Genomic DNA, 24,597 nt, shown 5'->3' with positions numbered 1-24,597 from the left:
TGAGACCGCGAGGAGCGTCTGGTTGAACGCCTTACCGTGTACGTAGCGTCCGTCCATGTTCAGGGACCTGCGGGCGTATCCCTCGACCTTGCCGCCTTCGCCAAGGTCGCGGAAGCATTGGTCGAACTTCGCGGACAAGTAAACGGCCGGATTTCGATCGGGATTCGCGGGGCGTTACCCCAGCTGGTTGCGGCGGCGTGTCAGGGAGGCGGTCTCGGCGGTGTTGCCTGCCAGTTCGATGGCTTTGTCGTAGGCCGTGCGTGACTGCTGGCTGCGGCCCAGTCGGCGGAGTAGGTCGGCGCGGGTCGCGTGGTAGGCGTGATAGCCGGCCAATTTGTCCTCGAGATGGTCGACGGCTGCCAGTGCGACCTGCGGGCCGGCGAGTTCGGCGACTGCGATGGCCCGGTTGAGGGCGATGATCGGCGAGGGGTCGAGGTGGGTGAGCTGGTCGTAGAGGGCGACGACTTGCGACCAGTCGGTGTCGCGTACGTCGCGGGCGCAGGTGTGCACGGCGTTGATCGCTGCGAGGATCTGGTAGCGACCCGGGGCCGCCCCGGTGGCCAGGCGTTCGCGTACCAGCCGGTGGCCCGCGGTGATCAGCGCCGCGTCCCAGGTCCCACGGTCCTGTTCGTCGAGGGTGACCAGTTCGCCGCTTGCCGAAACGCGGGCGGTGCGGCGGGCTTCGGTGAGGAGCATCAGCGCCAGCAGCCCGGCCACCTCACCGTCTTGTGGCATGAGGGCACGGATCAGGCGGGTGAGCCGGATCGCTTCGGCGGTCAGGTCGTGACGTACGGGATCGGTGTCGGGGCCGGTCGCCAGGTAGCCCTCGTTGAAGACGAAGAACAGGACGGCGAGTACGCCGGAGACGCGGTCCGGAAGATCCTCGGCGGACGGCACCCGGTAGGGGATGCGAGTCGCTTTGATCTTGGCCTTCGCGCGGGTGATCCGCTGCCCCATGGCGCTCTCCTGCACCAGGAAGGCACGGGCGATCTCGGGCACGGTCAGACCGGCGACCATGCGCAGCGTCAGCGCCACGCGGGTCTGCATCGCCAGCGCCGGGTGACAGCAGGTGAAGATCAGCCGGAGCCGCTCATCATCGATGGCGTCGAGGGGCTCGGGCGGGTCGTCGTCGTACAACAGCTGAGCCTCCTTGTGCTTGTCGTCACGCTTGTTCTCACGCCGAATCCGGTCGATGGCCTTGCGGTTGGCGGTGGTGGTCAGCCAGGCGCCGGGGTTGGGGGGCACGCCGTCAGCCGGCCACCGCCCGACAGCGGTCGCGAACGCCTCGGCCGCCGCCTCCTCGGCGATGTCGAGATCACCGAAACGCCTGGTCAGGGAGGCGACCACCCGCGCCCACTCCTCATGGTGCGCGCGGGTGATCGCCTCCCGGACATCGACCACGCTCACAGAAACGGCCGCACCTCGACCTCCGGTTGCACGCCTTCGACCCCTCGGCGGCCAGCTTGAGCGCCACGTCGAGATCGGCCGCCCGGCGCGGGCAGTCCCAGATCCGAACAGAACACCTGCTCTTCTGCCTCGCCCTCGACCCCGGCTCCTCGGCACGCCGCGTTCTCAACGACCTCGGCGTCGACCCCGACCACATCAAGAAGGCACTCGAGGAATGGATCGCCCCGGTCCAACGCCGCCACCGCCGCATCGGCAGGGCCAAGGGCACCGACCGGGCCTGCTCGTTCTGCGGCTGCAAGGACCTCGGCCCTCTCGTCGCCGGCCCCGGCGTCTGGATCTGCGGCAATTGCGTCCAGACCGCCGTGGAGATCCTGCGCGCCGAATCACGCGGCCTGCGCACCGGATGACACAGTGATCACCTGTCCAGCAGTTGTGACAGCTTGGCGACGAAGCGCGCCATGCCGGGATCGAACTGGTCGGTTGCCCAGCCAGAGCGATCCAGCCGGAACCACTGGACCGCAGAGAACTCCACAGGATCAGGACTGATCGGCGTCCGCTGATCCGCCTGGAAGACGAACCAAAGGGTGACGTCTGTGTGCGAGTCAGCGCCCCTCGTCTGGGTGACCGTCAGGAATAGCGGGTCGCTGCCCGTCACAGGGTGAAAGGGCGGGGCGATGTCGAGCTCTTCCCGCAGTTCCCGTACGACCGCCCGGCGGGGATCCTCGTCCGGATCCACATGACCGCCGGGCATCAGCCACGCCTTCGCCTTAGCGTGGTCGACGAGCATGACGGAATGGGATCCCTGGTCGATCAATGCGGCGTAGATGACGAGATGCTGCGGCGGGTTCGCCGGCTTTTCCAGCCGGAATAGTTGCGCGCCTGAGTCGATCCAGTCGAGCATCCACCGCTGGTCCTCGGCTTCCCGCTCGTCAAAGGGGCGAACCTCACTGACGAGATCCCTGATCAGGCTGCGTGGTTCTGTCGAGGACATCGCCGATCCTCCCGGTATGTGACTGTCATGGGTGCGTGCACCATTTCGTGTGCGATGGGCAGTAAGGAAGAGGTGGATGACATTCTCGTGCGTGCCGAGACAGCAGGAGGATCGGTTTCCCGACCCGCCGATGACTACGACGGGTCATGCATAGGTTACTTCAGTGACCCCGACGGGCACCTTTGGGAACTGGTATTCAATGCTCGCACCGAAGCAGCCGGGCCGTCATAAGCCATCTTTGCGGTGCAACACAGCCTCTGCCGGACGACGACGGCCAGCGGCTGCCCTTTCTTGCGGTTCTGCCCCGCATTTTGGCGTGGCTGCAAGGCGTCAGCCCGCACGAACCCTGGGATCTGCCTGGTCGAGCGCTGACCCGCGACGGCCGACTGCCGGAAAGTCAGAATTTGATTGCCGTAATTAATTCCTGCAAGTACGTTCGACCGCAAGTGCGGCCCCGGTTGACTGCAGAAGCAACATAAATCGCCTGCCGTGTCAATGGCAAACAATGCCAAAATCGTCAAACAAGTCAGCTACTCCCCAGTGTGGAATTTCAGTGTATAAGTAAGTCGGTACACTCCAATTCCCCCCTTGGAGGGCTGATGCGCGTCCCCCGCCCTATCGCGCTTGCCGCTTCTGCACTAACCCTCATCGTCGGCATCGCCGCCACCGCCCAACCCGCATCCGCCGCCACCGTGAACTACGTGGCACTCGGTGATTCGTACGCGTCCGGCCTGGGTGCGGGGAGCTACGACTCCGCGAGCGGCGACTGTAAGCGCAGTAACAATGCCTATCCGAAGCTGTGGGCGAACGCCAACGCGCCCACATCGTTCAAATTCGTCGCCTGTTCCGGCGCGACGACCACGACCGTGATGAACAGCCAGCTCAGCGCTGTCAGTTCCAGCACCACGCGAGTGACCCTCACGATCGGTGGCAATGACGCCGGATTCTCCAGTGTCATGGAGACCTGCGTGCTCGGCTCCGACTCCGAGTGCATCGCCGCGGTCGAGAACGCGAAGACCTTCATGCGGAACCAACTCCCCGGTCGGCTCGACTCACTGTACGGCGCCATCCGGAGCAGGGCTGCGACGGCGCGCGTCATCGTGCTCGACTACCCCCGGCTCTACATCCCCAATCCGAGCTTCTGTGCCGGGCTCAGCAACACCAAGCGGAGCGCCCTCAACGGTGCGGCGGATGTGCTCGATGGCGTCATCGCGAGCGCGGTCTCACGGGCGGCATTCGTCCTCTCCGGCGTACGTGACGAGTTCAACGGGCACGAATTGTGCAGCGCCCAGGGATGGCTGAACTCGGTCACCTATCCGATCAACGAATCTTATCACCCGACCGCCACGGGCCAGCGCTATGGATACTTCGCGGCGCTGAACTCGGTCGGCTGACCATTGCCGAATCCTTTCGGTGTTCGCTGACCCTTCATCGGAATACGGCGCTTGACGAGGACGAGCGGGCGGAACGATGGGTTCCGCCCGCTCAATTGTCCATTCAGGCATGCAGCCGGGTTCGGAGTTACGCCAGGGCTGGCCGACCGTCACCCAGACGCCGCATTCCTCCCACTCGGCGGTGGGATCCGCGAGCACGGTCTCAGCCGCGGCCTTCAGCCCGGCTGCGGAGTCGGCGGCGAGCCAGCGCAGAAAGGCCCGGTGCTCGGGCAGGTAGCAACTGGTGGCGGGCTCGTCCGCCAACACCAGCGCCTGCGCGCCGTCCTCGCCCACGGTGATCACCCCGGCCAGGTCCTCCACCGCACAGGCCCGGTCGTAGTCGTCCAGAGCGGTTGCGTCTCCCACGACCATTCCTGGTTCCGTGCAGCCGCCCCATGCGGCCAGTACGGAAACAGGGACAACGGCCAACGGGCCGCCCATCGATGCCACCCAGACAGGAGAGGTATGGGAAGCATCGGCTGCCATGGACCAGGAGACCCTCATGCCGCCAGTGTGCCCTCGGCCACTGACAATGCCTGGCCGGGGCACATGGGCAGCCTACGACCAGGAACAGCTCAATACCCGCAACAACCAGCGGTTACGGGACAGCCTTTAGGGAGAGGTCGCGCCAGTACTGGCCGGTGGGGCGATCGCTGCCGCATCCCCTCTTTCGTCGAGACTTACCACCGAGTGACCAGGGCTGAGATAGCGCGAGACCTGACGACAACGGTGACGACAACGTCAGCCACCATGAGCGCACGACGACAGTCGTGGACCACCGCTGACCTCGGTGCGTCCCACCGCCACGAGGGCACTCGGTCCGCCTGAAAGCGGAAGGTCGGCAGTTCGCCCCCGATCAAGGACGGGGCATTCGATCTTGAGTGACAGCAACACTGACAGCTTCGGCGGAACGACAAGCTGATCCACAGCGATGTCCTCGTGGACGGTCCTACCCCAAGGCACTCCTTCCGGAGAAGATTCATGGTCGAACTCGGCTTCGTGGCTCCCAGCCGCCCCGCTCAGGACTACAAGTCCCTCTCCTCACCGACGCGGAAATCCCTAATATCGCGATGGCCATTCGAGTGGTTTTTAACCCTGTGTGCTCAAGTATTGGAGGGGACGTGAAATCTGAGAATGCGCTACGCACGTTGGCTGAAGGCTTCGGTGGCGAGGTAATCCTGCCCGAGGCCGCCGGCTACGAATCGGCCCGCCGCGTTTGGAACCAGCTGATCGACCGCAAACCCGTTGCCATCGCACGCTGCCGAACCCGGGACGATGCCGTCTCGGCACTGGCGGTCGCACGTGATACCGGCCTCGAAGTCGCCGTCCGCGGCGGCGGGCACAGCTTCCCCGGCTTCTCGACGACCGAGGGCGGGCTGGTCCTGGACCTGGGCCCGATGAAGCAGATCATCGTCGACGTGGAGCAGCGGACGGCCAAGGTCGGCCCCGGTGTTCGGTGGGGTGATCTCACCGCGGCGACCGCGCATCACGGCCTCGTGCCAGTCGGTGGGCACGTAGCCGATGTTGGTGTCGCCGGGCTGGCACTTGGAGGGGGCAACGGGTGGTTTGCGCGGGTCTTCGGGCTTGCCTGCGACAACCTCGTCGCTGCCGACGTCCTCACCGCTTCGGGGGAGATCGTCCGGGCGAGTGCCGACGAGAAACAGGACCTGTACTGGGGCCTGCGCGGGGGCGGCGGCAATCTCGGGGTCGTCCTCGAGTTCACCTTGCGCCTGCACCCGGTCGACCGGGTGCTCGGCGGGCTGGTCATGCACCGGTTGGACGACGCCGCTGAGGTGCTCCGCTTCCTCGCCCAGTACGGCCAGAGCGCTCCCGATGAGGTCAATGTGGCGCCTGCGATCCTCGCCGCTCCGCCGGCGCCGTTCGTTCCCCAGGAACTGCACGGAAAGCCTGTGCTTGCGCTGGCGACGTGTTACGTCGGACCCATCTCTGATGGGGAGCGTGAGCTCGCGCCGGTGCGTGGTTTCGGCAAGCCGTTCGCCGACCTGGTCGAACCGACCTCGTTCGAGGTCCTCCAGCACATGTTCGACGCACAGGGGCAGTCCACGCCCTATCACATGCGCTCTCATCTGGGCGGTCCGATAACCGAGGAACTGATCGAAGCCGTGATTGATTTCGGCGGTAGGCTGAGCTCGCCGGAGAACGGTGTGCTTCTACTGCCGATGGGTGGTGCCGTGGCCGGAGTCGCGGCCGACGCTACCGCCTTCCGGCACCGGGAAGCGTCCTACTGTCTGGAAATCGGGGCGGCCTGGTCGGCGGACGACGAGAACCCGCAGAGGCACATCGACTGGGCTGACCAGCTATGGGCGGCGACACGGTCATGGGCGACTGGCGTGGAGGTCAACCACCTCGCCGACGAGGGGCCCGAGGGGGTCCGCAGAGCCTACGGCGACAACTACGACCGGCTGGCCGAAATCAAGCGGGCCTGGGATCCCGATAACCTCTTTCGACTCAACCAGAACGTCCCCCCAGCCGTCGCGAACTGAACCATTCTGCGGCCTTATTTCGTTTGACGGACATCCGAGAGGGCCGGTGGTGGAAGTCGCTCCAGTCCACGCCAAGATCCGGGGTGGGTACTGCGGCTAGGAAACCGCGGGTGACGGCAGCAAGCCGGATGTCAGAGGTCCTTCGTCGCCGGCGGGCGATCCCGTCCAGCTCGATCAGCCCGCGGCCGAGCCGGTCCAGTTCGCCGCCACGTGGCCGAGGCGCACGCGCTGCGGGTGGTCACCGACCGGCACGGACACGACCTTTCTGCCGGTTGCGAAGCTGATCGCAGTGACCTGGTCCGCGCCGCTCTCGGAGATGACGCAGGACTTCCCGTCACCGCTCACGGTCGCCCAGTAGGGCTTGGAGACCGACACCAGCGGCCCCTCCCGGAGCGAGGCCCGGTCGACGACCGTCGTGTAGTCGTCCATCGTTCCGGCGATGCACAGTTTGTCGCCCCGGGGGCTCATCGATATGCCGTGGTGTCGGGAGTCGTTGACCCAGGTTGTACGGTCCTCGCTGGTGGCGGGGTTCTTCGGGAGCGTCTTCATCCGGGTGATCTTGTCGGAGGCGACGTCGTACTCGAAGAATCCGTTGAAGAACGAGACCTGGAAGTAGAGCTTGGACTCGTCGGGCGTGAAGGCGACCGGCCGGACCGCGTCGGACATGTCCTGACGGCCGAAGGCGTCGAGCCGGTCGCGCATGTCGATGACCTTGACCTGTGTGAAGGTGCTCGCGTCGACGATGGTGATGCGGCGGTCGCCCTTCGTCGCGTCCAGCTCCGGGGCGTCGAGGGGCGTGTTGACGTCGCCGATCGACATGTTCCAGATGTACGTGCCGCCGTCTGTGAAGACGTTCTCGTGGGGCTTGTCGCCGGTCTTGAACGAACCGGCTTCCCGGCCGGTCTTGATGTCCAGGACGTGGACGGTGTTCGAGGTGGAGGCCGACACCGCGACGCGCTGCCCGTCCGGCGAGACCGCCATGTGGTCTGAGCGGTAACCCGAGACGGGGAAGCGCCAGTTGATCTTTCCTGTGGCCAGGTCGATCGAGACCACGTCGGCGAAGCTGGGGCGGGAGACGACGACGGCCGATCCGTCGGGGGTGGAGTACATGTCGTCGACGAACTGGTCGTGTCCCTCGCCGACGGTCTGCCGAATGCCCAGGAAATAGCCGAGCTTCACCGGGTCGCTGTAGATCTCCGCGAGGCGCTGGTCCTTGTCCGGGATGACATTGAGGCGGCCGATCTTGGCGAAGTCACCGGTGGACTTGATGACGTCGGCCGTGCCGTCCCAGTTGTTGCCCACGAACAACACCTCCCGCAGGCCGGCGCCGCTTTGGGGTACGGCGGCCGCGGACGCCGTGCCGGGAACTGCGACGAGCGTGAGGGCTGCGGCGATGCTGCCAAGGATTCGTGGGGACCTACGGCACCGGGGGGCGCTCGCAAGGGCGGTCCGCCGTGAACGACTGGTTCTGGAGAAGGACATCGTCCTGCCTTTCGAGCGAGTCGGTCATCGTCGTGCGGGACACCGTGACGGCCAGTAATCGCACAACCTGGAACGTGTTCTAGATCCGTTTTGGCTACTGGAGGGTAACGAGGAGTAGTGCTCCTCGCAAGACTCCGTTAGCGGAAATGAGCCTCAGCGCTATGCGGACGGATCGAGGCCGCATTGACTTCACCGGCGTGTCACCGCTGTCCGGCTTACGCGGGATCGTCCTGTCCGAGCCGAGAGATCCCGGCGATCCCGGCTGGGGTCGCGTAGCGCTCCAGGTAACCGGTGACCAGCTCGATGCCTTCGGCGATGATCCGCTGGTCGCCGCGCAGATCGTTTTCGAACGCCAGCTGGAACACCCGATCGCCGACCTCCACCGCGAGCTCGGCGACCTGCGGATCGGTGTCGGGCCGCACCAGCCCCATGTCCTGCGCGAAGGTGAAGAGGTCGGCTGCGATCTGCTTGTTGTGCACGCGGCAGAAGTCGTACACCGCACGACTGGTCCGGCCTCGCCACCAGATCACCACGAAAGCGGGCCGCTGATGATAGATCGTCACGAACGCCCGCATGGTCGCGGTCACCGTCATCCGCACAGAGACGGTCTCCAGCGCGCCCACCGCCGCTGCCACTGCCGCGTCCATCTCGGCGGTGTCCCGCTCCACGAGCGCTAGGAGGATGTCGTCCTTGTCCGCGAAGTACTGATACAGCGAGGCGACCGGAACACTCGCCCGTTCCGCGATCGTCCGGGTGCCCAAGGCGCTCACGCCGCGCTCAACGATCAGGTCCGATGCCGCGTCGAGGATCCGCTGGACGCGTTCCTTGCTGCGGCGCTGCACCGGCGCCCGGCGCACCCCCGTATTGCCCCTTGCCGCTGCCACGTGACGAGTGTACAAATGATGAATCTGACTCGGGTTCACTTTTACCCACCCACTCGCCATCCGTATGGCCTTGCGAGGAATCCCGATGGCCGACGACTCAGTGCGCCACCCGGTAGCCGTGATCGGCGCGGGGCCCGCCGGGCTGGCGACCGCGGCCGCACTCCGAGCTCGCGGGGTGCCCAGCATGGTCCTCGAACGCGAAACCGAACTGGCGGCGAGCTGGCGCGGTCATTACGATCGGCTGCACCTGCACACCGTACGGTGGCTGTCCCACCTACCCGGCTACCGCATCCCACGGCAGGAAGGCCCGTGGGTGTCACGGGACGGCGTGATCCGCTACCTGGAGCGTTACGCCGCCCACCACGAGCTCGAGGTCCGTACCGGCGTACGGGTGGACCGGGTCGAACGCGATGACCGCGGCTGGACGCTGCGCTCGCCGACCGGCGACGTACGGGCCACGGCGGTGGTGGTGGCGACGGGGTACAACCACAGCCCGCTGCAGCCGAACTGGCCGGGCCGTGAGCACTTCACCGGACAACTGCTGCATGCCAGGGACTACCGTAACGGCGGACCGTACCGCGGGCGGGACGTGCTGGTCGTCGGGGCCGGCAACACCGGTGCGGAGATCGCGGTCGACCTGGCCGAGCACGGCGCCTCCAGGGTGCGGCTTGCCTTCCGCACGCCGCCGTACATCCTGCGCCGCTCCCAGTTCGGGATTCCAACCCAGCTCACCGCTGTGCTGCTGCGGCATGTCCCGGCGGTCGTCGCCGATCGACTCGCCGAGCCGGTGCGCAAGATGTCAGTACCTCGCCTGCACCACAAGGGCCTGCCCGATCCGGGTCCGGGCGTGTACAGCAGGGCGGCCCGAGGCGAGATCCCGGTGCTCGACGTCGGGGTGGTCGACGCGATCCTCGCCGGCCGGGTGGAGCCGGTCCCGGCGCTGATCGGGTTCGACGGTGCGAAGGTGTGCCTCGTGGACGGCACCGCGATCGACCCCGACGTGGTCGTGGTCGCCACCGGGTACCGGCGCGGACTGGAGCCGCTGGTCGGGCATCTCGGCGTACTCGACGGCTTGGGACTCCCGCTCGCGCATGGCGCACGAACCCACCACGCGGCCCCCCACCTGCACTTCCTCGGCTACACGAATCCGGCCAGCGGCATGTTCCGCGAAATTGCCATCGACGCTCGCCGGATCGCGGCGGCACTGAGGCGCAGCCTCACGAGGAGGACACCGTGATCCCGCCCACGTTCACCCGCCGCCGCCTGCTCGGCGGTCTGGCCGGGACCGGCGCGATCGCCGTGGGCGGCACGGTGCCCATCTCCTCCGGTACGGCATCGGCCGCCCCCGCCGGCCGCCTGCCCTCCACCGTGGACGTCGTGGTGGTAGGCGGCGGCATCTCCGGGCTCGTGGCCGCCCGCGAGGTCGCCCGGGCGGGCCGTTCGGTGCTGCTGCTCGAGGCGCGCGACCGAGTAGGCGGCCGCGTCCTCAACCACAAGCTCGCGAACGGCTCGGTGGTGGAGCTCGGCGGGGCGTACGTCGGCCCGACCCAAAACCACGTTCTCGCCCTGGCCGAGGAGTTGGGCGTTGCCACGTTCAAGGCCTACGACCAGGGACAGAACGTCTACGTCGCGGGCGGCACCACGACCCGCTACACCGGGACGGTCCCCCCTGATCCGGCGATCCTGCCCGATGCCGCCGCACTGCAACTGAAGATCGACCAGATGTCACGGGACGTGCCCGTGGACGCACCGTGGAAGGCACCGAAGGCCGCCGCATGGGATGCCACGTCGCTGCACGACTGGATCGAGGCCAACACCGTCAACCCCGCCACCGCCAACCTGCTCAGGTCCTACCTGGAACCGCTGGTGGGCGGGAACGCGCGGGACGTGTCCCTGCTGTTCTTCCTCTGGTACATCGCCACCGCGGGCGACAAGGACAATCCCGGCACGTTCGAGCGGTCCGCCGGCACGTCCGGGGGTGCGCAGGACTCACGGTTCGTCGGCGGCTCGCAGCTGATCCCGCTGCGGCTGGCCGACCGGCTGGGCGACATCGTGGCGCTGCGGGCGCCGGTCCGGCGGATCGCGCAGACCGGCTCCCGGGTCGTGGTGACCAGCGATCGTGGGCAGGTGACCGCGTCCCGCGCCATCGTCGCGGTGCCGCCGCCGCTCGCCCTGGCGATCGAGTGGGACCCCCTGCCGCCACCGATCCAGATGCAGCTGCTGCAGCGGATGTCGATGGGCGCCCTGATGAAGGTCGACGCGGTCTACCCGACACCGTTCTGGCGCGCCGCGGGACTGTCCGGGATGAGCGTGCAGGACAGCGGCCCGGTCCGGGTCAGCTTCGACAACAGCCCACCCGACGCCGGCGTCGGTGTGCTGATGGCCTTCGTCGGAGGCGCCACCTGGAGGGACTGGGGCAACCGTCCCGCCGGCGAGCGCCGTAACGCGGTGCTGCGGGCCTTCGCGACCGCCTTTGGCCCCCAGGCGCTGAGCCCGAGCGACTACGTCGAGCATGACTGGACGCATGAACGGTGGTCGCTCGGCGGTCCGGTCGCGATCGCGGGCGTCGGCACCGTCTACGGCGACGGCTCTACTATCCGGACACCGCACGGCCTGGTGCACTGGGCCGGTACGGAAACCGCGACCTACTGGTCCGGCTACATGGACGGCGCGGTCAGCGCCGGCCGACGCGCGGCCTCGGAGGTACTGGCGTGAGGCCCCCCACCCCGCCACTCCGGGATCGACATCGACTGCGCCGCATGCCGCGCGTCGGCCGGCCGCGTCCCTCCATGCGCAAGGGTCGGCTCACGGCGACGGTCGCCGTGCTCCCGGGCAACGACCTGCACCAGAACTCGACCTACCTCGACGTGCAGTTCTGGGACGGCTCCACATGGCACCGCATCGCCGACGACGGCGACTGGTCGACCACGTTCCGCTGGGCGCGCGACGGGATAGCCGCATCAACGATCACCATCACCTGGGACATCCCCGACGACGTCGCCACCGGTCGCTACCGGATTCGCTACCACGGCGACGCCAAGGACCCGCTCGGCCGGATCGCCCCGTTCACCGGCGTGACCCGCACGTTCACCGTCAGGAGCTGAGGATGCCATTCCTCATGTCGCGAAAGGAATGCCACTCCCTTGGCGCTCATCCGTAACACCCTCACGCGGCTCATCGCCTGCCTTGCGGTCGCGTTGATGCTCACGAGTCTGTCCCCGGTCGCCGCGTCCGCGGCTCCGGCACAGGCGTTCGACTACACCAAGATCAAGGGCCTGTCGCAACCGACGTACGACTATCAGACCCAGGTGGTCCGGGAGACCCTGCTGCTGCCCATGGCGGACGGGGTAGCCGTCTACCTGGAGATCACCCGGCCCAACGACAAGACGCAACACCCAGTGATCCTGGAGGCGAGCCCGTACCACGGCACGCTCGCGGATCGCGACGGCACCCGGATCCTGCCGGAGCCGCGTGACGCCGACTCGAAACCGCTCGGGCTCACCCGATACTTCGCACCACGTGGCTACGCGGTGGTGATGATGGACCTGCGCGGAACCGGCAAGTCACAGGGCTGCCTCGATCACCTGGGCCCCAAGGACGCCAAGGACCTCAAGGCGGTCGTCGAATGGGCGGCCGGGCAGCCGTGGTCGAACGGCCGGGTGGGCATGACCGGCCACTCCTACGTCGGATCGACGCCCTCCCTCGCGGCCGCCATGAAGCCACGGGGCCTGACGACCATCGTGCCGAGCGCCGGCTTGGCAACGATGTACGACCACCAGTTCCAGGCCGGTGTCCCGTACTTCCTGCAGTGGGCGGGACCGATGTACGCCTATGAGCAGATCGCGTTGGAGCGGCACCTGCCGGGCGGGGAGAGCTTCGGCAAGAACGTGGAGAACACCGGTTGCGGACTGCCGAACTCCTCCCTCGTCACCGGGGAGGATCAAGCCTCCGGCCGATACGCCCCCTGGCACGCGGAGCGCGACTGGCGGGCGGCGGCCACCGCCGCGGACATTCCGGTGTTCATGGTGCACGGCGTGAACGACAACGCCGCCAGGGTGGCGGGCATGGAGTGGTTCACCAAGCGAGGCGGCCGGACCGGTGACAAGATCTGGCTCGGCCAGTGGGACCACGGATCCGGCTGCTGCCCGACCCGGCGAGGCATTCAGTGGACCTACGCGCTCCACGCCTGGTTCGACAAGCACCTCGCCGGCCGCAAGGTCGACACCGGCCCCGCGGCCGAGCTGTTCCTTTCCGACGGCACCTTCGAGGGCGCCCGCACCGGTGATCGCTCGCAGATCCTGGTGACGAACTCCTGGCCGGTGCCAGGTGCGAGCACGCTCGATCTGTACCCGACGGCCGACGGCCAACTGGCGACGTCACGTCCGTCGACGGCGGGCGGCAGCAGCTTCACCGGCGACCCGCGCGGCGCCACCGACCCGCAGGGAACCGGTGGCGTGGACTTCGCCACCGCGCCGATGACGCGCGACACCGTGCTCGCCGGCCAACCCCAGCTCGACCTCGTGGCTTCGGTGACCGTGGAAAGGGTGCACCTGATCGCCACGCTCTACGACGAGTTCCCGGACGGCGCACGGCGCCGGATCAGCCAGTTCGCGATCAACCCTGAGCTGCGCGAGGGCCTCGACAAGGTGACCCCGGTGGTGCCCACCGTCGCCATGACGATGAAGCCGCCGGGCTTCGCGATGGCGCACGACCTGCGGGCCGGCCACAAGCTCGTGCTCCGGGTGACCGCGAGCGACCCGGACAAGGTGCCCGCCTTCGCCGCCGATCCGCGGATCACGGTGATGACCGGGCCGACCGGCACCGCGCTGCGCGTTCCCGTCGTCGCAGACCCGGCGCTCATGGCCGACACCGTCCCGCTCGAGATCCGCTCCAAGACCGGGGGCCCGGCCCAGGCGACGATCCGTGGCTCGGTCACCCCGGCGGCTCCGGGCGCCGGCCAGCGCGTGTCCGGCGTCAACTCCGAGTTCTTCGAATTCGACGTCCAGGAGCGCAAGGACAACGCCAACCTCATCGTGGGCGCGATCCCCGCCGGCCAGGCCGACATCGACCTCTACCTGCAACGGCGGAACGCCGACGGCACCTGGAGCGGGGATCTCGCCTCCGGCGGTTCCAGCAGCCTGACCGAAGAACAACTCCGCCTGGCGCGACCGACCCCCGGCCGGTACCGCGTCGAGGTCCACAACTGGGCGGGACTCCCCGGAACCCGGGTCGATCTCACCCTTACCTTCATCAACTCCGACGGCGTACCAGGAGGTGCTGCGTAAAGCGCAGTTGCTGCCAGCCTCGGGCAAAGGGGGCGAAACCAAAACCCAATGACCGTATTGGACGATTGCTCAACGAATTTGGTCGCGAACGAACCGGGAGGTTCCGTGCCGTCCGCATTCCGCTCCCCCCGAAGAGCTGTTCGCAGGCTGGTCGCCTGCCTGGCGGCCGGTGCCCTGGCGACAAGCGTTGCCCAGGCCGCTACCGGCGTGACGGCGGCCGAGACCGACGCGGCCTTCGCCGCCCAGCTCGTCCGAGTCCAGACATCCACGGCGGCCGACAAGGACCGCCTGGGCGCCCTGGGACTGGACCTGACCGAGCACGCCGGCCCCACCTATGTCGAAGCGGTCCTCCACACCGCCGCTGACCGGGATCGGCTGACGCGCAACGGGTTCACCTGGACCGTCAGGATCCCCGATATCGGCAAGCGCCAGCTGGAGATCAACAAGATCGACAAGGCATACGCGGCCGCGACCGCCGCCTCACCGCTGCCCTCCGGCAGGGACACCTACCGGACACTCAACGACTACAACCGCGACATGGCCGCGCTCGCGGCAGACCACCCGAAGCTGGTCAAGTCCATCACGCTGAATCACCCGTCGCTGGAAGGCCGCGACGTCAAGGGCGTGGAGATCTCCGACAACGTCGCGTCGACGACCGACGGCAAGCCGGTGTTCCTGATGCTGGGGGTGCACCACGCCCGCGAATGGCCGTCGGGTGAGCTCTCGATGGAGTTCGCGGTCGACCTGGTCAAGAACTTCGGCAGCGACTCCCGTATTACCGGCCTGCTGAAGAAGACGCGGGTCATCGTCGTTCCGGTGGTGAACGTCGACGGCTTCCACCAGTCGCGCACCTGGGGTGACCTGGTCGATACGCGGGAGGTCGACAACGGCGGCACCGTGACGGTCTTGGCCAATCCCGGCAACGCCTACAAGCGCAAGAACTGCCGGCTGGTCGACGGCACCACGCCGCCGCCGGACCAGTGCTACGCGCCGTACAACCGGTATCTGGGTGTCGACGTCAACCGGAACTACGGCGGTCTGTGGGGCGGGGCGGGTGCGGGCACGAGCCCGGCCGACGAGACCTACCGCGGCGCCGGTCCGTTCTCCGAGCCGGAGACGCAGAACATCCGGGAACTCGTGTCGTCCCGGCATGTCACCACACTGATCACCAATCACACGTTCAGCAACCTGGTCCTGCGGCCCCCGGGTGTCCGCAAGACCGGCGAGACCGTGGACGAGGCGGCCATGAAGGACCTCGGCGGGCGGATGGCGGCGCAGAACGGCTACCAGAACCTCCACGGCTACGAGCTGTACGACACGACGGGCACGACGGAGGACTGGTCGTACGGCGCGACCGGCGGGTTCGGCTACACCTTCGAGATCGGTCCGGATGAGTTCCACCCGCCGTTCTCCGAGACCGTCGCCGAGTACGTGGGCGCGGGCGATCACGCCGGGAAGGGCAACCGTGAGGCGTTCCTCATCGCCCTGGAGAACGCCGCGAATTCGCAGACGCACTCGCTCGTCTCCGGCAAGGCGCCGGCCGGTGCGGTGCTGCGCCTGAAGAAGCAGTTCGCGACAAAGACCTCCCAAGAGGAACAGCCGGGTCGGCCGAAGGTCATCCTCGACACGCTGGAGTCGACCCTGGTCGTACCCGGAGGCGGCAAGTACACCTGGCACGTCAACCCCTCGACACGGCCGGAGGTCATGCAGCACCGCCTGAAGGTGCTGGACCAGGACCCAAGCCGTGAGGAGAGCACCACGGTCACGACCGCTGGGTGGCAGCCGCAGAACAAGGTGCAGCGGGAGTTCACCGTGACCGAGCAGGGCATCGGCGCCCTCAAGGTGAACCTCGACTGGCCGACCCCCGACGACGTCGACCTCAACGTCTACCTCAAGCAGGCCGACGGCACGCTCAAGCAGGTCGGGAGCTCAGGCAACTTCATCAACGAGAAGGAAGAGGCGCTGATCGACAACCCCGCGCCTGGCACGTACGTCATGGAGGCGGTGAACTTCGCTTCGGTGACGAGCGAGGTGACGTTCAAGGCCGGGCTCTACGGAACCGACGAGCAGGTCTTCGGCGACGGTCTCGTCGAGAGCTACACCCTCACCTGCGAGAAGCCGGACGGCGCGGTGCTGCAGAAGACCACCATCACGGTCGACCGCGGGAAGACACAGCGGCTGGACCTCACGGAGTGCACCAAGGCCTTCCGCCCCTGACCATGATCTCCGCGGGTGAATCGGATGTTCCCCGTACGACAAGAGAGGCACCATGCGCACACGACACCCCTTCCGGATCGCGGCGGCGGCACTGCTGGCGTTGGCGTCCTTCGTTCCGCTGACCGGCAGCGCCGTCGCGGGCCAGACCAAGGTCGAGTATGTGGACGGCGTGGCCTACAAGCCGATCTCCACCAAGGTGAGCCCGTCCTGGTACACCCCTGAGTTCGAGCGGCGGCTGCTCGCCTCGGGGACGGACGGCGTAAGGCTACCCGAGGGCGCCACGTTGCCCGGCGGGGTCAGCGAGGGCCAGGCCGCCGGGCTTGCCCAGCCCGGCATCCGGCCCGGCCAGTGGCTGCTCACCCTGCTGGGCAGCGACGGAAGTGACAACCTGCTGGGCTGGTGCACCGCCAACTTCGTGTTCAAGAAGAGCGCCGCGTGGGGTCTCGGTACCGCCGGACACTGCGGCAAGAACGGCCAGCTGGTCAGCGCGTACGTCGTGCCGCCACCCACCTCCGGCAGCCTCCCCGGCCTGTATGTCATCGGCAAGATCAGCGTCTCCCATGACAACGGGATCGGCGACGACTTCGCCATGATCGACATCTTCCCGGAGTTCGCTTCCTGGATGAACCCGACCATGCCCGTCTGGGGCGGACCCTCCGGGGTCTACACGGGCAGTCAGGTGGGCCTTCCGGTCAAGCACTTCGGACATGGGACCGCGTTCGGCGCCGGCGGCACTCCGCGCGTGGGCGCCGCGATCCGCTGGGACATCAAGAACGGCGACGGCTTCTCGTGGGTCAGCGCGGCGTCCCCCGGCGACTCCGGTTCGGGCGTGCTCGCCGTCCTCGGGGAGGCCGCCGGTGACCTCACCCACCTCGCCGTCGATATAGAGGGCAATGTCATCGGAGTCGCCGGCACCCGGATGACGAAGATCCTCCAGATCGCAAACGGCTGGACCCTGGCCGACGGGTCGCTCGTGCCACTCTGATCCTGTGAGTGTCAAAGGAGGCCGGTGATCTTGACCGTGATGCTCCCCGGGTTGTCCAGCCACTGGCGCTGGTCCTGGTACTTTCCCCCGCCCACATTGGTCAGGGTGAACATGCACTCGCCAGAGGTGTGGTGGACACTGAGAATCGCGTTGGGGTTGGTGCTCGTCGCCTTGATCTCGAGGACGCGCCGACTCCAACGGGCCGTGGTGAACCCGGTGTGGTTGGTGGTCGGCGACCCACCACCCGGGTACGTCGCCGAGGTCTCGCCCGTGCCGTCGAAGGTGGGCCCGCGCCGTTACGTACGGAACTGACCGTCGCGACGGAGCCCGATAGAGCCGCTGCTGGATTCGGATGTGTACCAGGACGGGCTCTGGACGATGGGCTTGACCGGAAGGCCCAAACCGCCAAGGCAGACGTCACTTCCTCGTAGGACGACGATGTCATCTACCTTTCCGCTCGGTCGAGTGATCGTGATACCGCCCGCGTACGCGTGTGCTGCGTACGCGGGCGGAATTGCAGGCGTTGTCGGCCGCGTGTCGGCTAGAGGTGGCCTCGACTCTCACGGTCGGCGGCGAGCCGGGCGGCGAGAGCAGGGATGCCGAGTTTCCGCTCATCGCGCTGTGTCGCCTGATAGAGCTTGTTCGTCAGTTGGTACGGGTCGTTGACCAGGTCGTAGTATTCGCGGAACAACACGGCCCCGGTGCCCGCCAGAGCGCCTTGGCGGTCGGCGCGCAGGTCGTAGTACTCGGTGTACTGCTCGCGGGTGCTGATGTAGGACGCCCATGTGGTCGGGCCTGCCGTGCCGTTGCCCTGCTTCCACCATTCGGTGAGCAGGTGCCACCGCCTGTGAGGGGTCAGCAGTGAGCGCCCGTCCTGGGGGGTGTCGGGCTTGATCCCGACGGCGTTCAGGATGGTCGGTGCGATGTCGATGTTGGCCACGAGGCGGTTGTCGGTCGTTCCGGCGCCCAACCCGGCCGCCGGCCAGGACAGGTAGAACGGCACCTCGATCGACGGCCGGTAGGGCACCGACTTCGCGGTCCTGCCGTGATCGGCCCAGGCGAAACCATTGTCGCCGATGTAGATGACAAGCGTGTTGTCGAGCTGACCGGTGGCCTGAAGCTTGTTGTGGATCGACTGCACGGCGTCATCGACGGACAGCAGGGTGCGGAACTGGTCCTGACGTATCCGTTGGCCGTCGGCGAGTGTCGCCTTGGCGTCCTGGACGTAGGCGGGCTTGTCGCTCTTGTCGGTTTCGAAAACGGAGGGGCGGCCATTCCATGCGGGTACGGCAGTGTTGGCGTACTTGGGCTCAGGGGTGTTCGGGCCATGCGGGGCCTTGGGAGTGACGACCAAGAACCAGGGGCGCGTGTCACTCGTGCCCTTTTGAATGAAGTCGAGTGCCAAGTCCCTGATGACGTGGGTGGAGTAACCAGGGATCTTCTGGACCGTGCCGTTGCGATTGTACTGACCGTCGTTGTAGACGACCGGGCCGAGCAGCGCGAAATCCTCGAAGTGGGGCGGGGTATCGGCCACGTTCCAGGAATTGAGGTACTTGCCGAAGAATCCGTTACGGTACCCCGCCTCCTTGAGGTAACGCTGAACGGTGGTGTTCTGATCGAGGTTGTAGGAGTGTCCGTTGCTCAGCACACCGTGGTTGTGCGCGTAGCGACCGGAGAATATCGATGATCGGGAGGGTGCGCACAGCGGCGTGGTGACATGGCCGTTGGTGAACTCCACGCCGTTGCCCACGAGCCAGTTGCGGATCCTCTGGGTAGCCCAGTCGGTGTCCTTGGGCTGGTCGTCGGTGACGATCAGCAGGACATTCGGGCGAGTCCCTGTCGGGCGAGCCACAGCTGACGCCGACCCTGCGACACCCGGAAGCGCCGAAAGGGTGGCAGTCGCCGCCACGGCCGCGGCCGACCCCGCGAGGAAGCGGCGGCGGCTGACCTCTGACTCCCCACTAACCTGGCCTTCGTGTTCGTCGCGCATTTCTAACTCCTCTCAATGTTGGTAGAGATGCCGTCTTTCGGATGAGGTACTAAAATTCTGCGCAGGCGCGCGGAAGAGTAGAAGGCGGACAAGAATGACGTCGGCCGAATGGCTCACCAGAGAGGAAATTGCTATGTGAGAAAGCTCGGCGAACGTTACCGAATATGACTAATAGGTCACACGCGGAATCGCGAAGACTTTAGGTGGCGGAACGGTCAGGCCGTTGGGAGCCACACCAAAGGTCGAGATGGCGGCCCTGACCGGCTATGGCGAGACGAGCGAACACAATGCGCTCTCCTGCCGCTTGAAGTCGACGTGCAGGCGAGCGGAGAGGAATTCTCCACAATCCATACCGACATAGTAGGGAGCTTTGATCATCGGGTCAACAGATCTGCTGCGCCCAGCCCTCGTCAGGTCCCGGTCGTCATGTGTCGGGGTTCGCGTGCCGCACGAAGGCGTTGGCCCAGGAGGTGTGGTTGAAGCTGTTGCTCTCGGTGGCCTTGCGGACCACCAGGCGCAGCAGCCGTGCCCCGGTGACATCGACGTCCACCGGTTGGGGGCCGGTGGCCGCGCGCAGCACACCGCTGTCGAAGATCTTCGTCTCGTCGGCCCAGACTTCGGCGATAACGTTGCCGCGGTTGTTCTGGCGGGCGGAGAAGTCGTCGATGCCGACGATCGAGCTGAACCGGGTGCACCGACCGCCCAGGTGGTAGGTCACCTCGGAGTGGGAGTGCACGCCGAGTCCTTTGGCGTACTGGGTGCCGCCGAAGCTGATCGGGGTGCCGTCTCCGGCCTCGGCCTTGCCGTTGCTGGTGTCGATCTCGACGGGGCCCCAGCCGTTGACCGCGCTGAGCCACGTCAGGTCGCTGAGGTAGGCGTCGGCGGCCGGTGGCGGCGGTGGCGGGACGAAAGTCCGCTCGGCGCGGAAGCTCAGCGGCCTCCCGCCCGCTGTGCAGGTCACCGTCAGCTCCAGCGGCCAGGTGGTGGCGCTGGTTTTTTCCGGGACGGTGACCTGCCATTCGGCCCGCGCCGATAGCCCGGGGGTCAGCCGGCCGAAGCCGTCCCGTGTGATCGGCCGTACCGTCCACTCGCGGGGCGTGCGGAGCCGGAGCCGCCCTCCCGTCCAGATCTGCCTGGAGCCGTTGGCGAGCGTCGCGGTGATGGTGTACGTGATCCCCGGGAGCAGGATCTCGGGGGCCTCCAGCCGCAGCCCGAATGGCTCGCGCTCGTAGTCGTCGACCCACGAATTGCGCATCAGCCCGACCAGCCGCGCGGCGACCTCCGGGTGGGCGGCGGCGACATCGGTGGTCTCCCCGATATCGGATCGCAGGTCGTACAGCTCGACCTGCCACTGGTCGTCGGGGACCGTGCGGTCGGTGCCCGGCGCGAACCGCACCGCCTTCCAGCCGTCCTGCCGTACCGCCTCGGCGGCGCGGGAGATGCGGCCGCTCTCGACCTCGTTGGCGCGGCGGGTCACGCCGGTGTCGAGCCGGTACCAGTACAGATGCCCGGCCGCCGCGGCGCTGCCGGAGCCGCCGTCCAGTAGCGACGCGATGGAGATGCCGTCGATGTCGCGCGGCGCCGGGGCTCCGGCGAGTTCGGCGAGCGTGGGCAGCAGGTCGGTCTGCTGGGTCGGCCGGTCACTGGTGCCGGGACGGATCCGGCCCGGTGACCAGGCGATCAGAGGGATCCGGACCCCGCCCTCGTACAGGTTTCGCTTGTAGCCGCGCAGCGGGCCGTTGGCATCGAACAGGTCCGGGTTGAAGCTTCCCTCTTCGTGCGGCCCGTTATCGCTGGTCACCAGCACGATCGTGGAGCCGGCCAGGCCGTGGTCCTGCAGCGCGGAAACGACCGATCCCACGTATCCATCCAGCCGGGTGACCTGGGCGGCATGCCCCTTGTCGGCGGCGGGCCAGGACGCGCCGTCATAGGGCGCGGTGCTCGGCACGTCGCTGGGGGCGTGCGGGACGTTCGGAGTGAGGAAGAGCAGGAACGGCTCGTCCCGGTGGGCCTTGATGAAGTCGATCGCGCGGTCGCGGAACAGGTCGGGGGCGAAGGCGCCCTTCTTACCGCCGGCGTTCTCCGGCACCGGCTCCTTCTCGCCGTTGTGCCACAGGTCGGCGGGGTAGTAGTTGTGGGCGTTCCCGTGGGTCATGTAGCCGTAGAACTCCTCGAACCCACGGGCGTTGGGGTGGCTGGCCTGCCCGGCCTGCTCGGGTCCGAACCCCCACTTGCCGATGATGGCGGTGCGGTAGCCGCGTGCGCGCAGTACCTCGGCGAAGGTGGTGTCGCCGTCCCGCAACGCCACGCTGTTCGGGTCGCCGCTGGGGTTGATGCGGACCCTCGCGTGACCGGAGTGCAGTCCGGTCAGCAGCGAGCACCGTGAGGGCGCGCAGACCGGGCCGGAAGAGTACGCGTCGGTGAACCGCAGCCCCTCCGCGGCCAGCCGGTCGATGTTGGGGGTCTGGATCGTCCGCTGGCCATAGGCGCCCAGCTCGCCGTAGCCGAGATCGTCGGCGAGGATCACCACGACGTTGGGACGCCTCCTGCCCGGCCCCGCGCCCTCGCCGTGCGGGACGTCCGCCGCGGCGGGCACGGCGGGCAATGCGGCCGCCCCGAAGGCCAGGGCGGAACCGGAGAGGAACTGGCGGCGGCTGGGCATGGCGGTGTCCTTCGATGACGGCCACGTTTCAGGCCTGGGCGAGATCAGTGGGGTAGATCGTCGCTGACGCTTTCGGGTAAAGTCAACCAAAAAAGTATGCAATACGATCGGCCGTGCGGCGTCGGCGCCGTGGCCGGGGGGCGTCTACTCCGGTGCGTACCTCGACCCCCATCTCGCCAGGTGAGACGTGGGTTGATCTAGATATTGCATACTATTAAGATAGGAAATATGGAGAATATGACCTCCCGGCGAGGCTTCCTCGCCGGCGCCACGGGCGCGGCGGTCCTGGCCGGGCTGGCCCCGGCGGCCGCCGCGCAGGCCCTCGCGGGACGGGCACCGCGTCTGGGGCGCTCGCCGAACGTTGTGCTGATCGTGCTCGACGACCTCGGATGGGGCGAGCTGGGTGCCTACGGCCAGCGGGTGATCCGCACACCGGTGCTGGACGGCCTGGCCGCCGAAGGGCTCCGCTTCACCCAGGCGTACGCGAACCCCTCATGCGCTCCGACGCGGGCCTCCTTGCTCACGGGACTGCACATCGGGCACTCGCGGGTCAAGACCAACGACGACGCCGGCTCAGGGCTGCTGCCCGAGGACGTCACAGTGGGTGAGACGCTGCGCTCGGCCGGCTACACCACGGCGCATGTCGGCAAGTGGGGGCTGGGACCCGACACCGGAGCCAACGCCAGCCATCCCAATAGCCAGGGCTTCGACTACTTCTTCGGCTATATCAACCAGCGGCACGCGCACGACTACTGGCCTGCCTATCTGTGGCGTAACGACCAGCGGGTCGCCTACCCGGAGAACGAGGGCGCCGACGTCACCTACGCCACCGACCTGTTCACGCAGGAAGCGCTGGACTTCATCGACCGCAGCAAGGACGGGCCGTTCTTCCTTTACCTGGGTTACACCACCCCGCACGCTCCGAACGAAATCCCCAGCGACGCGCCCTACAGCGATGAGGACTGGCCCCAGGGCGAACGCAACCACGCCGCCCAGATCACCCGCACCGATGCCGAGATCGGCCGCGTGCTGACCCGCTTGGACGAACTCGGCCTTGCGGAGGACACCCTCGTCCTGGTCACCAGCGACAACGGCCCGCACGAGGCCGGGGCCAACTACGACCACGTCGGGAGCACACTCCCGCACGACCCCGAGTTCTTCGACAGCAACGGCCCCCTGCGCGGCATCAAGTTCACCGTGTACGAAGGTGGCATCAGGGTGCCGCTGATCGTCCGCTTCCCCGCGAGCCTGCGGGGCGCGGACGGCCCGGCGCCGGGGTCCGCGGTGCGCCACCCGGTCGCGGTGTGGGACCTGCTGCCGACGCTGGCCGAGGTCGCAGGAGCGCAGGCGCCTTCGGGGCTGGACGGGGTGTCCTTCGTTCCGGCGCTGACCGGTGGGAAGCAGCCCGGCCACGAGTACCTGTACTGGGAGAACAACCGGAACCAGGCGGTGCGTTTCGGGAACTGGAAGGCCGTCCGCCGCGGGTCCAGGCCGGTCGAGCTTTACCGCCTGAACAAGGACGTCGGCGAGCGGACCGATGTCGCCGCCGACCACCCCGCGCTGGTCCGTGAGGCCGAGCGGCTGCTGGCCGGTGCCGTCACGGCCGCCTGAGCGATGTCCGGCCACATTTCGCACTCCGGCGGCGACACCTCGTGCTGCGCCCCGTCCACGAGCACGGGCCAGACGACGGGCCCGGTGATCGAGACCATCACGCTCGGGCCGCCGGGGCCGTTCCGCCCGTCCGCGGCGGACCGCCGGACCCGCAGGCAGGTCCGTGTTCCGGGCGGCATGTTCGCGATGGGCGACGCCTTCGGGGAGGGGTATGCCGCCGACGGTGAGGGTCCCGTCCACGAGGTGCGTCTCGACCCGTTCCTGATCGATGCCACCACGGTGACCAACGCCGCGTTCGCCGCGTTCGTGAAGGACACCGGGTACGTGACCGATGCCGAACGGCTCGGCATGTCGGCGGTGTTCCATCTCACGGTGCGCGCGGACCCGTCCGACATCCTCGGCAGCCCCTTGGGCACACCGTGGTGGCTTGTCGTGCGGGGCGCATCCTGGCGCAGCCCAGACGGGCCGCAGTCCTCCATCGGGTCGTTGCAGAACCACCCCGTGGTTCAGGTCAGCTGGAACGACGCGCAGGCCTACTGCAGGTGGGCGGGCAAGCGCCTGCCCACGGAGGCCGAGTGGGAGTACGCGGCCCGCGGTGGACGGAAGGGCAGCAGGTTCCCGTGGGGTGATGAGCTCACACCGCGTGGCCGGTGGATGTGCAACGTCTGGCAGGGGACCTTCCCGACCCACAACACCGGCGAGGACGGTCATGTCGCCACCGCGCCGGTGAAGTCGTTCCGGCCCAACGGCTTCGGGCTGTGGAACACGATGGGCAACGTCTGGGAATGGTGTGCTGACACCTTCGCGGCCGACACCTACGCCGCCCGCGCAGCCCAGGCCCCGGTATCCGACCCCCGTGGCCCCGTCCACGACCCCGGTCGCTCCGCCCCGCGCGTCATGCGAGGCGGCTCGTTCCTGTGCCACGACTCGTACTGCTACCGGTACCGGCTGGCGGCACGGTCGAGCAACACCGCCGAATCCGCGGCGGCGAACATCGGGTTTCGCTGCGCCAATGACGCCGGCTGAGAACGAGCCTGTTCTTCCTCGACGCTGTCCTCCTCGCTCGAGGAGAACCTCAAGCTTCTGACCTCTGACGAGGAGGTACTTGGACGGATCGACGTACGGCACGTCGATCAGGTCGCCTAT

19 protein-coding genes and 1 pseudogene are annotated in these 24,597 nt (G+C 67.5%); 13 read left to right on the top strand and 7 right to left on the bottom strand.

Translation table 11 applies throughout. The features are described 5' to 3' along the window. Positions 1 to 174: 174 nt before the first annotated feature. Positions 175 to 1,407 (bottom strand): RNA polymerase sigma factor, encoded by a 1,233-nt coding sequence (locus tag HKK74_RS24595; protein WP_312881722.1) that lies wholly within the window; start codon positions 1,405 to 1,407, stop codon positions 175 to 177. 56 nt (positions 1,408 to 1,463) lie between these two features. Between HKK74_RS24595 and HKK74_RS24590 the strand changes: the two genes are divergently transcribed. Continuing rightward, positions 1,464 to 1,814 carry a Clp protease N-terminal domain-containing protein gene (locus HKK74_RS24590; protein WP_187245700.1) on the top strand — a complete coding sequence of 117 codons (351 nt, stop codon included), beginning with the start codon at positions 1,464 to 1,466 and terminating at the stop codon, positions 1,812 to 1,814. Positions 1,815 to 1,822: 8 nt separating this feature from the next. On the opposite strand, the gene HKK74_RS24585 is transcribed toward HKK74_RS24590, so the two are convergent. Beyond that, entirely contained in the window at positions 1,823 to 2,308 is a 486-nt protein-coding gene (locus HKK74_RS24585; RefSeq protein WP_222722691.1) for an NUDIX domain-containing protein, read from the bottom strand. Positions 2,309 to 2,425: 117 nt separating this feature from the next. Between HKK74_RS24585 and HKK74_RS41985 the strand changes: the two genes are divergently transcribed. After that, the gene (locus HKK74_RS41985; protein ID WP_187245698.1) at positions 2,426 to 2,629 is read left to right on the top strand and encodes a VOC family protein; all 204 of its coding nucleotides are present in this window, start codon (positions 2,426 to 2,428) and stop codon (positions 2,627 to 2,629) included. A gap of 368 nt (positions 2,630 to 2,997) precedes the next feature. Further along, a complete protein-coding gene (locus HKK74_RS24575; RefSeq protein WP_187245697.1) occupies positions 2,998 to 3,792 on the top strand; it encodes an SGNH/GDSL hydrolase family protein in 795 nt (264 codons plus the stop codon). 153 nt (positions 3,793 to 3,945) lie between these two features. Here HKK74_RS24575 and HKK74_RS24570 read toward each other — a convergent pair. Then, positions 3,946 to 4,272, bottom strand: a pseudogene (locus tag HKK74_RS24570) (Imm21 family immunity protein); the annotation flags it as partial. 629 nt (positions 4,273 to 4,901) lie between these two features. On the opposite strand from HKK74_RS24570, the gene HKK74_RS24565 reads away from it, so the two are divergent. Beyond that, positions 4,902 to 6,335 (top strand): FAD-binding oxidoreductase, encoded by a 1,434-nt coding sequence (locus HKK74_RS24565; protein ID WP_187245696.1) that lies wholly within the window; start codon positions 4,902 to 4,904, stop codon positions 6,333 to 6,335. 174 nt (positions 6,336 to 6,509) lie between these two features. Here the strand turns inward: HKK74_RS24565 and HKK74_RS24560 are convergent, their stop codons facing one another. Continuing rightward, positions 6,510 to 7,637, bottom strand: a complete 1,128-nt coding sequence (locus HKK74_RS24560; RefSeq protein WP_222722689.1) for a YncE family protein — start codon at positions 7,635 to 7,637, stop codon at positions 6,510 to 6,512. Between the two features lie 395 nt (positions 7,638 to 8,032). Next, positions 8,033 to 8,701 (bottom strand): TetR/AcrR family transcriptional regulator, encoded by a 669-nt coding sequence (locus HKK74_RS24555; RefSeq protein ID WP_187245694.1) that lies wholly within the window; start codon positions 8,699 to 8,701, stop codon positions 8,033 to 8,035. Positions 8,702 to 8,786: 85 nt separating this feature from the next. Between HKK74_RS24555 and HKK74_RS24550 the strand changes: the two genes are divergently transcribed. The 7 genes from HKK74_RS24550 (at position 8,787) to HKK74_RS24520 (ending at position 17,500) form a co-directional block, all read left to right on the top strand. After that, positions 8,787 to 9,938 carry a flavin-containing monooxygenase gene (locus HKK74_RS24550; protein WP_187245693.1) on the top strand — a complete coding sequence of 384 codons (1,152 nt, stop codon included), beginning with the start codon at positions 8,787 to 8,789 and terminating at the stop codon, positions 9,936 to 9,938. Next, positions 9,935 to 11,416 carry a flavin monoamine oxidase family protein gene (locus HKK74_RS24545; RefSeq protein WP_312881721.1) on the top strand — a complete coding sequence of 494 codons (1,482 nt, stop codon included), beginning with the start codon at positions 9,935 to 9,937 and terminating at the stop codon, positions 11,414 to 11,416. Before HKK74_RS24550 ends, HKK74_RS24545 begins: the two co-directional genes overlap by 4 nt. A 74-nt stretch (positions 11,417 to 11,490) precedes the next feature. Further along, complete coding sequence (locus HKK74_RS24540; protein WP_222722688.1) at positions 11,491 to 11,805, top strand: neutral/alkaline non-lysosomal ceramidase C-terminal domain-containing protein; 315 nt, start codon at positions 11,491 to 11,493, stop codon at positions 11,803 to 11,805. A gap of 39 nt (positions 11,806 to 11,844) precedes the next feature. Continuing rightward, a complete protein-coding gene (locus HKK74_RS24535) occupies positions 11,845 to 13,986 on the top strand; it encodes a CocE/NonD family hydrolase (protein ID WP_187245691.1) in 2,142 nt (713 codons plus the stop codon). A gap of 105 nt (positions 13,987 to 14,091) precedes the next feature. Further along, positions 14,092 to 16,203, top strand: a complete 2,112-nt coding sequence (locus HKK74_RS24530; RefSeq protein ID WP_222722687.1) for a M14 family zinc carboxypeptidase — start codon at positions 14,092 to 14,094, stop codon at positions 16,201 to 16,203. Positions 16,204 to 16,255: 52 nt separating this feature from the next. Further along, a complete protein-coding gene (locus tag HKK74_RS24525; protein ID WP_187245689.1) occupies positions 16,256 to 17,188 on the top strand; it encodes a chymotrypsin family serine protease in 933 nt (310 codons plus the stop codon). Positions 17,189 to 17,212: 24 nt separating this feature from the next. Then, positions 17,213 to 17,500: a hypothetical protein gene (locus HKK74_RS24520; protein WP_187245688.1), complete on the top strand. Its 288-nt coding sequence runs from the start codon at positions 17,213 to 17,215 to the stop codon at positions 17,498 to 17,500. 229 nt (positions 17,501 to 17,729) lie between these two features. Here the strand turns inward: HKK74_RS24520 and HKK74_RS24515 are convergent, their stop codons facing one another. Together HKK74_RS24515 and HKK74_RS24510 are read right to left on the bottom strand one after the other, a co-directional pair. Continuing rightward, positions 17,730 to 19,178 (bottom strand): sulfatase family protein, encoded by a 1,449-nt coding sequence (locus HKK74_RS24515; protein WP_187245687.1) that lies wholly within the window; start codon positions 19,176 to 19,178, stop codon positions 17,730 to 17,732. A gap of 424 nt (positions 19,179 to 19,602) precedes the next feature. Next, positions 19,603 to 21,840, bottom strand: coding sequence for a sulfatase family protein (locus HKK74_RS24510; protein ID WP_187245686.1), 2,238 nt, complete (start codon positions 21,838 to 21,840; stop codon positions 19,603 to 19,605). A gap of 228 nt (positions 21,841 to 22,068) precedes the next feature. Between HKK74_RS24510 and HKK74_RS24505 the strand changes: the two genes are divergently transcribed. Then, a complete protein-coding gene (locus tag HKK74_RS24505; protein ID WP_187245685.1) occupies positions 22,069 to 23,451 on the top strand; it encodes an arylsulfatase in 1,383 nt (460 codons plus the stop codon). An 84-nt stretch (positions 23,452 to 23,535) separates the two neighbouring features. Then, positions 23,536 to 24,477, top strand: coding sequence for a formylglycine-generating enzyme family protein (locus HKK74_RS24500; protein WP_312881719.1), 942 nt, complete (start codon positions 23,536 to 23,538; stop codon positions 24,475 to 24,477). The last annotated feature ends 120 nt before the right edge of the window (positions 24,478 to 24,597 follow it).

Origin of the sequence: Actinomadura alba (genome assembly GCF_014323705.1) — a bacterium.
Lineage (GTDB): Bacteria > Actinomycetota > Actinomycetes > Streptosporangiales > Streptosporangiaceae > Actinomadura_C > Actinomadura_C alba.
Note: the sequence above shows the minus strand (reverse complement) of the source record. Positions and strands in the feature narration are given on the sequence as shown.